This is a genomic window from Actinomycetospora sp. C-140, assembly GCF_054796175.1.
Window position 1 is genome coordinate 103,071 of sequence record NZ_JBTWNF010000020.1, and the last position, 11,631, is coordinate 114,701.

The 11,631-nt window shown below is 74.1% G+C and carries 14 protein-coding genes and 1 tRNA gene; 10 read left to right on the plus strand and 5 right to left on the minus strand.

All coding sequences use genetic code 11. The features are described from left to right. Positions 1 to 63 precede the first annotated feature (63 nt). On the minus strand, positions 64 to 1,260 hold the full coding sequence (locus tag ACR9E3_RS27085; protein ID WP_460383892.1) for an MFS transporter: 1,197 nt from the start codon (positions 1,258 to 1,260) through the stop codon (positions 64 to 66). 67 nt (positions 1,261 to 1,327) lie between these two features. Between ACR9E3_RS27085 and ACR9E3_RS27090 the strand changes: the two genes are divergently transcribed. Beyond that, complete coding sequence (locus ACR9E3_RS27090; protein ID WP_460383893.1) at positions 1,328 to 2,230, plus strand: SDR family oxidoreductase; 903 nt, start codon at positions 1,328 to 1,330, stop codon at positions 2,228 to 2,230. Positions 2,231 to 2,235: 5 nt separating this feature from the next. Here ACR9E3_RS27090 and ACR9E3_RS27095 read toward each other — a convergent pair whose 3' ends face one another. Next, positions 2,236 to 2,550, minus strand: coding sequence for a GNAT family N-acetyltransferase (locus ACR9E3_RS27095; RefSeq protein WP_460383894.1), 315 nt, complete (start codon positions 2,548 to 2,550; stop codon positions 2,236 to 2,238). A 269-nt stretch (positions 2,551 to 2,819) separates the two neighbouring features. On the opposite strand from ACR9E3_RS27095, the gene ACR9E3_RS27100 reads away from it, so the two are divergent. The 3 genes from ACR9E3_RS27100 to ACR9E3_RS27110 all read left to right on the plus strand — a co-directional run bounded on the left by ACR9E3_RS27100 (position 2,820) and on the right by ACR9E3_RS27110 (position 4,534). Further along, the gene (locus ACR9E3_RS27100; protein WP_460383896.1) at positions 2,820 to 3,683 is read left to right on the plus strand and encodes an esterase/lipase family protein; all 864 of its coding nucleotides are present in this window, start codon (positions 2,820 to 2,822) and stop codon (positions 3,681 to 3,683) included. 125 nt (positions 3,684 to 3,808) lie between these two features. After that, positions 3,809 to 4,093, plus strand: a complete 285-nt coding sequence (locus tag ACR9E3_RS27105; protein ID WP_460383897.1) for a WhiB family transcriptional regulator — start codon at positions 3,809 to 3,811, stop codon at positions 4,091 to 4,093. 30 nt (positions 4,094 to 4,123) lie between these two features. Continuing rightward, positions 4,124 to 4,534, plus strand: a complete 411-nt coding sequence (locus tag ACR9E3_RS27110; RefSeq protein ID WP_460383898.1) for an OsmC family protein — start codon at positions 4,124 to 4,126, stop codon at positions 4,532 to 4,534. Between the two features lie 3 nt (positions 4,535 to 4,537). Here ACR9E3_RS27110 and ACR9E3_RS27115 read toward each other — a convergent pair whose 3' ends face one another. Then, complete coding sequence (locus tag ACR9E3_RS27115; protein WP_460383899.1) at positions 4,538 to 4,894, minus strand: nuclear transport factor 2 family protein; 357 nt, start codon at positions 4,892 to 4,894, stop codon at positions 4,538 to 4,540. A gap of 32 nt (positions 4,895 to 4,926) precedes the next feature. Here ACR9E3_RS27115 and ACR9E3_RS27120 point away from each other — a divergent pair, with 32 nt between their 5' ends. Continuing rightward, positions 4,927 to 5,574 carry a rhomboid-like protein gene (locus ACR9E3_RS27120; RefSeq protein ID WP_460383901.1) on the plus strand — a complete coding sequence of 216 codons (648 nt, stop codon included), beginning with the start codon at positions 4,927 to 4,929 and terminating at the stop codon, positions 5,572 to 5,574. Here ACR9E3_RS27120 and ACR9E3_RS27125 read toward each other — a convergent pair. Next, a complete protein-coding gene (locus tag ACR9E3_RS27125) occupies positions 5,480 to 6,193 on the minus strand; it encodes a winged helix-turn-helix transcriptional regulator (protein ID WP_460383903.1) in 714 nt (237 codons plus the stop codon). The genes ACR9E3_RS27120 and ACR9E3_RS27125 overlap by 95 nt on opposite strands. Before the next feature lie 121 nt (positions 6,194 to 6,314). On the opposite strand from ACR9E3_RS27125, the gene ACR9E3_RS27130 reads away from it, so the two are divergent. Further along, positions 6,315 to 6,761 carry a cupin domain-containing protein gene (locus ACR9E3_RS27130; protein ID WP_460383905.1) on the plus strand — a complete coding sequence of 149 codons (447 nt, stop codon included), beginning with the start codon at positions 6,315 to 6,317 and terminating at the stop codon, positions 6,759 to 6,761. Positions 6,762 to 6,768: 7 nt separating this feature from the next. Here ACR9E3_RS27130 and ACR9E3_RS27135 read toward each other — a convergent pair whose 3' ends face one another. Beyond that, positions 6,769 to 7,581, minus strand: coding sequence for a hypothetical protein (locus ACR9E3_RS27135; protein ID WP_460383906.1), 813 nt, complete (start codon positions 7,579 to 7,581; stop codon positions 6,769 to 6,771). A gap of 83 nt (positions 7,582 to 7,664) precedes the next feature. Here ACR9E3_RS27135 and ACR9E3_RS27140 point away from each other — a divergent pair. The 4 genes from ACR9E3_RS27140 (at position 7,665) to ACR9E3_RS27155 (ending at position 11,528) form a co-directional block, all read left to right on the plus strand. Next, a tRNA-Leu gene (locus ACR9E3_RS27140) sits at positions 7,665 to 7,739 on the plus strand. A gap of 356 nt (positions 7,740 to 8,095) precedes the next feature. Continuing rightward, the gene (locus tag ACR9E3_RS27145; RefSeq protein WP_460383907.1) at positions 8,096 to 8,725 is read left to right on the plus strand and encodes an ANTAR domain-containing response regulator; all 630 of its coding nucleotides are present in this window, start codon (positions 8,096 to 8,098) and stop codon (positions 8,723 to 8,725) included. Between the two features lie 195 nt (positions 8,726 to 8,920). Continuing rightward, positions 8,921 to 10,117: a branched-chain amino acid ABC transporter substrate-binding protein gene (locus ACR9E3_RS27150; protein ID WP_460383909.1), complete on the plus strand. Its 1,197-nt coding sequence runs from the start codon at positions 8,921 to 8,923 to the stop codon at positions 10,115 to 10,117. Between the two features lie 208 nt (positions 10,118 to 10,325). Then, the gene (locus ACR9E3_RS27155; RefSeq protein ID WP_460383910.1) at positions 10,326 to 11,528 is read left to right on the plus strand and encodes a branched-chain amino acid ABC transporter substrate-binding protein; all 1,203 of its coding nucleotides are present in this window, start codon (positions 10,326 to 10,328) and stop codon (positions 11,526 to 11,528) included. Positions 11,529 to 11,631: the final 103 nt, after the last annotated feature.

The following is an 11,631-nucleotide window of genomic DNA, read 5'->3' on the forward strand; positions in this document are numbered from 1 at the left end:
GATCAGGTTCCTCCCGTCGATGGGTGAGCTGTCGCGCACCATAAACAGTCGGAGCTGACTGTGTCACCGTCCCCGGCTGCCGGCACGCGTCCCGGTGACCACCGCGGCGACGACGGCCACGACGAGCGTGATCACGACGGCCGCGCCGATCGCGGCGGCCGGGGCGACGGCGTCGATCAGCACCCCGGCCAGGGGAGAGGCGATCGTCGCGCCGACCATGAGCGCCGAGCTGTGCAGCCCGGTGGCGACCCCGCGGGCGGCGTCGGGGGCGAGGCGCCCGACCGTCTCCGCGGCGGCGGCCAGCGCCGGCGCGCAGAACGCCCCGGCGGGCACGAGCAGCAGCGTCACCGTCCACCACGGCCCGCCGAGGGCGACCGGCAGGGACCCGAGCGCGAGGAGCCCGAGCAGCACCGCGGTCGGGGGCGGCCGGCGCGCCGCCCCGTAGACCCACCCGCCGAGCAGCGACGCCGCGCACCAGATGGTGTTGGCGAGGGCGAACCACGCGGTCTCGCCCCGCCCGGTGAGGATCGCGACCACCGACAGCTCGGTCGCGGTGAGCATGAGGATCGCCGCGGCGGTGGCGGCCAGGGCGACGAGCATCGGGCCGCGCAGCCACGAGCGCACCGGGGGCGGTCGCTCGCCGTGCGGGACGCCCCGCGGCCGGACCGGTGGGTCGAGCCACCCCAGTGCCGCGGTGGCCAGCACGAACGCGGCGTCGACGACCCAGGCCCCGGTCCCCGGCAGCGTGAGCGCCACGAGGGTGCCCAGCGCCGGCCCGACCGCGTAGGTGACCTCGACCGACATCGCGTCGAGGGCGAACGCCGGTCGCTGGTGCTCGGCGGGCACCGAGGCGGCCACCGACTGGCGCACCACGGAGAACGCGGGCGGCATCAGGAGCCCGGCCGCGAGGGCGGCGGGGACGAGCGTCGTCGCGTCGAGCAGGGGGACGACGGCCCAGAACACGGTCTGGGCGACGGCGCAGAGCAGCAGGACGGGGCGCAGTCCCCGGTGGTCGATCAGCCGGCCCAGCAGCGGGGCGCCGAGGGCGATCCCCGCCGTGACCGCGCCGCCGACGAGCCCGGCGGCCGCGAACCCGCGGTCGAGGCCGACGGCCACGTGGAGGGTCAGGAACACCCCGACGGCGGTGACCGGCAGGCGGGCGGCGAAGCCGATCCCGGAGAGGGCCGCGAGCCCGGGCAGGCGCAGCACCGCCCGGTAGGTGGCCACCGCGCCGACCGCGCCCCCCGTCGTCCCGGCCACGTCCCCATCATGACCCGGCGCGGCGACCGAGGTCTGCCGCGCGGCCCGCGTGGGCACACCGCTCCCCATGACCGAGCCGACCGACCCGACAGCACCACCCGTCCTGCCCACCGCGACCTATGCCGTCACCGGCGCGACCGGCCACCTCGGCCGCCTCGCGGTCGACGCCCTGCTGCGACGCCACGTCCCGGCGCGGAACGTCTTCGCGCTGGTGCGCGACCCGGAGAAGGCCAAGGACCTGGCCGACCTCGGCGTCGGCGTCCGCGAAGCCGACTACGACCGGCCCGACACGCTCGGTCCCGCGCTCGAGGGGATCGAGCGTCTGCTGCTCGTGTCCAGCCCGTCGGCCGAGGACCCGGTCGGGCAGCACACCGCCGTGATCCGCGCGGCCGACGCGGCCGACGTCGGCTTCGTCGTCTACACGAGCATCCTGCACGCCGACGACACCGAGAACGTCCTCGCGCCGAAGCACGCCGACACCGAGGACGTGCTGCAGGGCTCCGGGCTGCCCTTCGCCGTCGCCCGCAACGGGTGGTACACGGAGAACTACACCGCCCGGCTCGACGACTACCTCGCGCACGGCGAGATCGTCGGCGCCACCGGCGACGGGCGGATCTCGGCGGCGACCCGGGCCGACTACGCCGAGGCCGCCGTCTCCCTGCTCACCGGCGACATCGCCGACCAGCAGGGCTACTGGGAGCTGGGCGGTCCTGCGTTCACCATGGCCGAGCTGGCCGCGACGATCACCCAGGTCACCGGCACGGAGGTGACCTACCGCGACATCTCCGCGGAGGAGTTCGCCGACGCGCTGCAGTCGATGGGCATGGACGCCGACACCGCCGGGTTCGTCACCGCCCTCGAGCTCTCCGCCGCCCGCGGTGAGCTGGAGACCGACAGCCCCGCGCTGGAGAACCTGCTGGGCCGCGCGCCGACGCCGCTCGTCGACGCCGTCCGCGCCGCGCGCCTGTAGGTCCGTCAGCCGGCGACGGCGCACTCCCCGTTGCCGACGGGGTCCAGGAAGCGGACGTCGACGCCGTCGAGGCGCTCGGGGTGGTCGCGCAGAAAGGCGCGCACGCGGGGGCAGAGCGGGACGATCCGGTAGCCCCGGTCCCGCAGGAGGCCGAGCGCCGCGCCCAGCAGGACGGGGGCGTCGCCGTCCCGGACCTCGGAGTAGGCCAGGACGGCGGCGTCGGCTCGCAGGCCGAACTCGACGAACCCCTCGATCGCGCCCGCCCGGCGGAGCTCGACGCGCGTCCGCGCGGCGTCGTAGACGATCTCGAGCTCGGCCATGGTCCCCCGACCCTGCGTACAGCGGTGCGCACGCAGCGTTGCCGGTGCCGCCGACCGGCACAAGGCTCGGCTCCCCGGTCCGGGTGGTCGGCCGCCGCCGGAGAGTCCAACGGCCTCCCTCGTGCGCCGAACGGTCCGGTCGCTGCCCGATCGGGGCGGGCTCGACCGGAGGCCGGGGTGACGTCGGGGTTGTCCGGGCTGCCCACCGGGTATCTCGATCTCCAGTGCGGTGCCGCGTCGGGGCGACACCCAGCGAGGAGGTGGTCGTCATGACCGTCCCCACTCCGGAGACCGGCTCCACCTCCGTGGTCGCGTCCCTGCCCTTCCCGGCCTGGTGGCTCACCGCCACCGATCTCGGCCGCGCGTCGGTCGAGACCGTCGCGTGGCACGCGGTCCGGCACGTCCTGCCCGGCGGCGGGCGCGGTGACGGACGCCCGGTGCTGGTGCTGCCGGGCTTCCTGACCAGCGACGTCGCGACCGCGGCCCTGCGCGCCCACCTGCGCAACCGCGGCTTCCACACCCACCGCTGGACCCTCGGACTCAACCGCGGGTTCACCGACGCGATCCTCGACGGGCTGCTCGCGCGGTTCGACGAGGTCCACGCCCAGCACGGGCGTCCGGTGGCGATCGTGGGCTGGAGCCTCGGCGGGCTGATGGCGCGCTGGCTCGCCCAGCAGCGGCCCGACGCCGTCGAGCGCATCGTCTGCCTCGGCTCGCCCTGGCGCGCCGAGATCGAGGAGAACCGCGTCACCGGCGCGTTCCGGGCCGCCGAGCGCCACTGGGGCTTCTCCGACCGCACCGACGAGGTGATCGAGCTCGTCCGCCGCCCCGTGCCGGTCCGTTCGGTCGCCGTCTACTCGCCCTACGACGGGCTCCTGCACGGCGACGGCTGCCGCCAGGACGACGGCGACCTCTGCGAGAACGTCGTCGTCCCGAGCAGCCACTGCGGGCTCACCCACAACCCGGCGGCCCTCATGGCGGTCGCCGACCGTCTCGAGGTGCCCCTCGAGCGCTGGCGCCCCTTCCGCTGGCCGCAGGCGGTCTCGCACGGGTTGTCGGGCGACGGCCGGGGGCGTCGTCGTCGGCGCACCCCGGTCCCGGCCCCGATGACGTCCGTGCCGGCCGCGGCCTGACGTCCTCCCGACCCCCACGACCGTCCACGCACCGGCGCCCTGTGCGTTCCCGCTTCGGGGAGACGCGGATCTCACACAGGTTGCGCACAACAAGGTGTACGACAGTCGGTAGGAGGTGTGCATCAATGGCTGATGTCTCGCGGCTCCCCTGGGCGATCACCGACCACTGGGACTGGCAGCGCGACGCCGCGTGCCGCGGCATGAACTCCGAGCTCTTCTTCCACCCCGACGGCGAACGCGACCCCCGCCGCAGTCGCCGCATCGAGGCGGCGGCCCGGATCTGCTCCGGCTGTGCGGTCCGCGAACCCTGCCGTGACTGGGCCCGCCGCGTCGCGGAGCCGTACGGCGTGTGGGGAGGGGAGAGCGAGCAGGAACGCCGCGAGCACCTCGCCCGCGGGCGCCACGGCTGAGACCGGAGCGGTGATGGCAGGCTGAGGACCATGGACGCACCGGCCGTGTGGGCCCGGGGTCACCTGCCCGACGGCGACGGGCGCACGGTCGCCCTCGACGTCAACGGCCTGGCGCTGGACTGCGTGGTCCCCGCGGACGACGGTCCGCCCGACGGCGCGACGTCCTTCGGGCTGCTGGCCGCCTCCCTGTCGTCGTGCACCGCGATGTCGGTCCGCACGTTCCTGCACCGCTGGCACGTGCCGGGCTGCGCCGTGACCGTCGACGTGTCCTTCGAGGCCGGGCCGCCCCCGGTGCTGCACCGCGAGGTCCGGCTCGCCGTCGACCTCGACCCCGACGCCCGCCGCCAGCTCGCGACCGTCGTCGACAGCACGCCGGTGACGGTCCTCCTGCGCGACGCCCTGGTGATCGTGACGCACCTGGACGTCGGCGCACCGGCCTGACGGTCAGCCGTCCAGCAGCGTGTGCAGCCGGGTGATGCGGCCGTCCTCGACGAGGGCGATGTCGGTGCCGGCGACGACCGGGACGCCGCCCTCGGGTCCGAACGCCCAGGACAGCAGGCCGAGATCGCCGCTGAGGCGCGCCGGTCCGGTGGCGCGGAAGACGAAGTCCGCGGGAGCGTCGGCCAGCAGCGCCGTCACCTTCGCGTCGACGGCGTCGCGCCCGCGCACGAGGGCCTCGGGGTCCTGGAACAGGACGTCCTCGTGGTAGATCGCCGCGATCGCGGCGCGGCGGCGGGCGTCGTCGCGCTCGCCGAACACCTCGACCAGGTTGCGCTGCAGGATCTCGCCGACGTCCGTCATCGTTCGATCATGCCGTGCCGGGGAACGGGGCCGTGAGGTCCTACCTCCGTGCCGGTCCGGTGACGGCGGCGTACCTCGCGGTCCTCGTCGTCGCCCACCTCGTCCTGACCCGGACGGGCGCCTTCGCGTCGGCGCAGGCGTGGAGCAGCACGAACATCGAGAACCTCGCCCGCCACCCGCTGGGCTCCGTCGCCGCCAGCCTGGTGTTCCTGAGCAACGGCCCGACGATCACACCCGGCACGGTCGTCATCGTCGTGGTCGGCATCGGCGGCGCCCTGTGGTGGCTGGAGTCCCGGTACGGGCTCGCCACGGCGGCCGTGGCGTTCGTCGGCGGCCACGCGGGGGCGACGGCCGTGACGGCGCTCGTGATCCTCGCGGCGGTGCGCGCAGGCGTGTATCCCGCCACCGTGCTCGCCGCGCCCGACGTCGGCGTCAGCTACGGCGCCCAGGCGGCCGCGGCGTGCGTCGTGGCGCTGCTGCCGTGGTGGGCGTCCGCGGCCGGCGGGGCGGTGCTCGTGGCGTGGCCGCTGCTCGACGCGACGTGGATCGGCGCGGTCCCGGACTTCACGACCGTCGGCCACCTCGTCAGCGCGGCGCTGGGGTTCGGGGTGGGGCTGCTCGTGCGGCGGCGGTCCCGGGCGTCGACGCGGCGAACGGGCTCGGCCGGATCCAGCCCGTGAACGCGCGGGCGAGGTCGGTCGGCCCGTCGAGGGTCAGGCGACCGGCGCGCAGGGCGTCGTCCCAGCTCAGCCGGGTGAGGTGGATGTCGACCAGGCAGCCCGCGTCGGTGCGCGCGATGAGGTCCTCGGTGTGGCCCAGCCCGCGCGAGCACAGCTCGGGGTGGGGGCGGCGCAGGATGAGCCAGGAGCGCTCCTCGGGCCGGTCGACGAGGTCGAAGCGCACGACGACCGTCCGCTCCGGGAGCCGGTCCACGTCGACGAGCTTCGTGGTCACCCACAGCACGTACGCGGGCTCGAGGTGGTGCGGCTCGATCTCCAGCCAGCGGGCGCCCCACTGCCCCATGGCGTCGGTGACGGCCTTGAGCTCGCGGCCCTTCTCGGTGAGGTCGTAGCACCGGCCGCGCCCGCTCGGGGCGGGCTCGCTCGTGATGATGCCGTGGCGCTCGAGCGTCGTGAGCCGCTGCGCGAGCAGGGCGGTGGGGATGCCGGGCGCGCCCTGGCGGATGTCGGTGAACGTCCGGCATCCGGCGAGCAGGTTGCGCACGATGAGCGGCGTCCACCGCTCCGCGAACAGCTCGGAGGTCCGGGCGATGGGGCAGAACTGCCCGTAGGTGCGCACGGCCCGAGGGTCGACCTCCCGGGAGCACGGGACAACTTCACTTTCTGAGCGTGGCGCGCGGGGGAGTCGTGAGGACCCTGACGGGCACGAACCCATCGCACCGATGACAGAGGTGAGCACCATGCTCCTCCCGGACCAGGCCCACGTCGTCCGCCCCGGCGAGGGCGCCGTCGCCGAGCTCGGCATCGCCCGCATGCGGGTGCTCGCCGCGGGCGAGACCACCGGCCGGACGTGCACCCTCGCCGAGTTCAGCGGCGGTCCCGGCGCCTGGACGGTCCCGCACCGCCATCTCGGGATGGAGGAGTCCTTCTACGTGCTCGACGGCTCCTTCGACGTGGGCGTCGGGGACACCGAGGTCCACGTCGAGCCGGGCGACTACCTGCTCGTGCCGCGCGACACCCGGCACGTGCTCGCCGCGGGCCCCGACGGCGGCCGGTGCCTCGTGCTCATGGTCCCCGGCGGGCTCGAGGACATGTTCTTCGAGCTCGGCGGGCTCAGCGCCGACGCCATCCGCGACCCCGCCGTCCGCGCCGCGATCTCCGCACGCCACGACTCGGTGCCGGCCTGAGCGGCGGTCAGTACTTCGGGCCCACGACCTCGTCCAGCCGCGCGACCGCCTCGCGCCGCGCCGCCGAGACCAGGTCCCACCTCGGTCGGCGGTACGCGACGCCGAGGCGGTCGAGTGCGGTCGTGGCGATGCCGAGGATGTCGGTCGACTTGTTCGAGAAGAAGTAGCGCGGGTATTCGTAGCGCTTGGTCCCGCTCTCCGTCTGCCTCTCGGTCCAGTTGGTGATCCGACAACCATCGGAGTGGAAGAGACCCCGGAGGAGCCTGCCGGGCTCGCGTTCGACGATCTCCTGCTGCCACGGCTCGAGAGCGATCCGGCGCGCGTGCTTGGGGCCGGCGCCGTGCTGTGGGAAGAGGCAGGGCCAGTGGGTCGAGTAGCTCTTGACGTCCGCGCAACCGATCCTCTGGACCGTGCAGACAGACGACGTCGGCATCACCGCCCGGAGGGATGCGCGGACCTCGGTCGCGATCCCGGGCCAGTCGTCGGCGCAGGCGATCGACAGTGCGGCGACCCCGCGACGCCCGATCGCGATGTAGCCGTCGCCCAGGTAGGAGCCGAGCAGGTACGCGTACTCCGCCTCGTCGAGTGGCCTCCCGTGGCAACGAGGACACGTGCGATCACGTCCGTCGTTGCGACGCGACCGTCGGTCGCCTCGGCACCAGTGGGCAACGGTTCCCCTCGGGACGCCGAGTTCCCGGGAGATCTCAGTTGGTCGGAGACCGAGGGATGCCAGCTCCTGGGCTCGGAGGACCACTGGTCTGGGATGCACGCCCTCAGACTGGTCCTGCACTCCGACATCCTCGTCGGCGTCGGAGAGCATGCGCCGGAGGCCGACCTCGTCGCCCGACTATGCTCCGATGCGTTCGGACCACCTGCTCGCGCGATTTCTGGGCCGGACAGACCGCCCCCGTAGCCCAAACGGCAGCAGGCAGCGGATTCAAAATCCGTACAGTGTGGGTTCGAGTCCCACCGGGGGCACGCGTCGCGACGACAAGATCCGGAATTGGTGAACGATCGCTCCGCTCAGCGGAGCACGCGCTCACCAACTGAGGATCTTGCCCGCCCGGGGCTGCGGGTCAGAGGACGAGCCCGGAGCCGTGTTACGCCCTCCACACGAGGTGAGCGTCACCGTCCGTGATCCCGGCTCCGCCAGGTACTGTCCTGAATCGAAACGGCCTGCCCGAACCGGCCTCCGGGGACGTGTCCACCGACCGGGGCGGGCGGGGCGGCCGTCCCGGGGCGATCGCAACGCCGCGCCGCCGGGGGGCGGCGCGACGACGCGTGAGGACCGGACGCAGCGGGGCGCGACCGGGCCCGGGACGAAGGAGCCGCTCATGAGCCAGCCGGCCGACACCATCAGCGAGACCGAGCCCGCGCCCGCGGCGGACGTGCCCGCCGGCCTGCGGGTGGTGGTCGCGGAGGACGAGGCGCTCATCCGGCTCGACCTCGTGGAGATGCTCCGCGAGGAGGGCTACGACGTCGTCGGCGAGGCCGGCGACGGCGAGGAGGCCGTGCGCCTCGCCCGCGAGCGCCGCCCCAACCTGATCATGATGGACATCAAGATGCCGGGCACCGACGGGCTCGAGGCAGCGCGCACGATCGCCGGCGAGCGCCTGGCCCCGGTCGTCATGCTCACGGCGTTCAGCCAGCGCGAGCTGGTCGAGTCCGCGCGGGACGCGGGCGCGATGGCCTACCTGGTCAAGCCGTTCTCGAAGACCGACGTCGTGCCCGCCATCGAGCTGGCCGCGTCGCGGTTCGCCGAGGTCACCGCGCTCGAGGCCGAGGTCGCCGGGCTCACCGACCGCCTGGAGACCCGCAAGGCCGTCGAGCGGGCCAAGGGCCTGCTGATGAGCAAGAAGAAGATGACCGAGCCGGACGCCTTCCGCTGGATCCAGCGCACCGCCATGGACCGCCGCACCACGATGCGCGCGGTGGCGGACGCGGTCGTCGAGACCTTCGGCTGACGCTACCGAGCGTGAGTAGCCCGCTCGGGTGACAGGCGTTCACCCACGGGCGCGCTGACGCGCTGACCAGGACGGATGCATCGGCACCGTCCCCCGCGCGGCCGTCACTCGGCCGTGACCTACCGTGGGCCCCCACCACGGAACGGGCACGGCAGGGGGTCGAGGCGGGTGCGGCGACGTCGTCGGGTCGGAGCGGTGACGGGTGCCGCGGTGGTCGCCGCGCTCCTGGTGCTCGCCGCCGGGTGCGGCGGCGCGGGCGGGTCGTCGGGCAACGGCGGCGACTGCGACACGAGCCGCGGCACGCTCGTCGTCGGACTCGTGGCCCCGCTGTCGGGCGAGCTCGCCTCCGTCGGGCTCGGCATGAAGAACTCCGCCGACCTGGCGGTCACGCAGGCCAACGCGCGCTGCGCGGTGCCGGGCTACCACCTCGCCGTGCAGAGCCAGGACGACCGCGCGGACCCGGCGACGGGCGCCGCGGCGGCGGCCACGCTCGCGCGCGACCCGTCGCTGATCGGGGTGCTCGGCCCGTTCAACTCGTCGGTCGCGCAGGCGGTGCAGCCCGTCCTCGGCGCGGCCGGCGTCGTCCAGGTCTCGCCCGGCAGCACCGCGACGAGCCTGACCCGCGGCGCGAACGCGGTGAACGCTCCGCTGCGCCAGTACCAGACGTTCTTCCGGACGGTGGCGACCGACGCGGTGCAGGGTCCCGCGGCCGCGACCTACCTCGCGCGCGTCGAGAACAAGCGTCGCGTCGCGGTGGTGTCCGACGGCAAGACCTACGGCGAGGGCATCGCCGGGGAGTTCGCCAAGCAGCTCGCCACCGAGGGCGGCGACGTCGTCGCCCGGATCACCGCGCCCCCCGGCAGCCCGCGCGCGGCCGTGGTCGCGCAGGTCGCCGCCGCCGCGCCCGACGCGGTGTTCTACGGCGGCGAGTACCCCGAGGCCGGGCCGCTCTCGGCGGCGCTCGCCGCGGGCGGCGTGAAGGCCCCCGTCGTCGGCGGTGACGGTGTGGTCAACCCCGGGTACGTCACGGCGGGTGGTCGCGAGGGTGACCTCGGCACCTCGGTGGGGCCGCCGCCGGAGACGCTCCCGGCGGCCCGCGGGTTCGTCGATGCGTACCGCCGGGCCGGCTACCCCGAGAGCATCGGGTCGTACGGCGCGTTCACCTTCGATGCCGCGAACGTCCTCGTCGACTCGGCCGTCCGCACGCTGGGGGAGGACGGCGAGTGGTCGTCCGCCCTGCGCCCGGAGATGGTCCGGTCGGTGCAGGGATTCCACGGGGACGGCGTCACGGGGCTGCTGTCGTTCGACCGTTTCGGCGACGTCAGCACCGACACCGTCACGGTGTACCGCGTCCAGGGCGGTCAGTGGTCGGTCGTCGGCCCGGCGGACTGACCGGGACCTGATCGGCGCCGGACGCACAGCGCACCCGACGTCCGGATCTCCACCACCGGACTGGACCGGTTCGGACGTTACGGTCCGAATACGACCGCGCATGCGCTTGCGCCCGCGAGCACACACCCCCTATACCTTCCACACCCGACCGGGCGAGAGAGATCACGCGACCCCGTCGTGACTCATCCGGCGTGTGACGGAGGTGGACGTGATCCGACGACGGCTCGCAGCCGCGGGCGCGCTCGTGGCGGCAGTCGCGCTGGTGCTCAGCGGCTGCGCCAACCAGGGAGGTGGGCAGGCGCAGGGTGGCGGACAGGCCGCCGGTGCGCCGAGCCAGCCCAGTGATGCGGCCCTGCCGGCCGGCAACGGCCAGGGGCGCTGCGCGCCGGGCACGTCGATCGGCTACGCCGGCACCATCGCCGGCCAGAACGCCGCGCTGGGCATCGCCATCGTCAACGCCGCCCAGCTCGCGGTCGACCAGCACAACCAGGCGAACCCGAACTGCCAGGTCACCCTGGTCCGCGCGGACACCGGCGGCACCCCGGACACCGCGGTCGGCCCGACCACCGCGCTCATCAACAACCCGGCCGTCCTCGGCATCGTGGGCCTGCCGTTCTCCGGCGAGTCCCGCGCCGTCGGCCCCGCCCTCAACGCGGCCGGCCTGGTCAACATCACTCCGTCAGCCACCAACCCCGGGCTGACCCAGAACGGGTGGACCAACTTCTTCCGCGGTCTGGGCAACGACGCGGTCCAGGGCCCGGCCGTCGGCCGCTACATCCAGCAGCGGCTCAACGCGCAGAAAGTCTGCGTCATCAAGGACGACTCGGACTACGGCATCGGGCTCGCCCAGCAGGTGACCCAGACGCTGGGCCCGGCCGCCTCGTGCCAGGTCGACGTCAAGACCAACCAGCGCGAGTTCTCGGCCGTCGTGGGGCAGATCCAGCAGCAGGCCCCGCAGGCGATCTTCTACGCGGGCTACTACCAGGAGGCCGCGCCGCTGATCCAGCAGCTGCGCGACGCCGGCGTGCAGACCACGTTCATCGGTCCCGACGGCGTGAAGGACGAGCAGTACGTCGTCAACGCGGCCGGCTCGGCCGACGGCTCGCTGCTCTCGTGCCCGTGCGTGCCGCAGGAGGGCTTCACCGACTTCTCGAACGCCTACCGCCAGGCCTTCGGCGTCGCGCCGCAGACCTACTCGGCGGAGTCGTACGACGTCACGACGATCCTGCTGCGCGGTCTCGACAGCGGCATCGCCGACCGGGCGGGCCTGCTGAACTTCGTGCGGACCTACAACGGCCAGGGCCTCACCAAGCGGTTCCAGTGGAGCCCCACCGGCGAGCTCACGGCCACCCCGGTCTGGATGTACCGGGTGCAGGGCAACCAGATCGTCACCGACACCCAGATCGGCTGACGCGCAGGAGCTGACACCCTCGGCCGCGTTCCCGCGCAGCGACGCGCGGGGACGCGGCCGTCGGTCGTCGGGGCCCCTCCCGAGCCCGGTGTGCGGCCCGCCA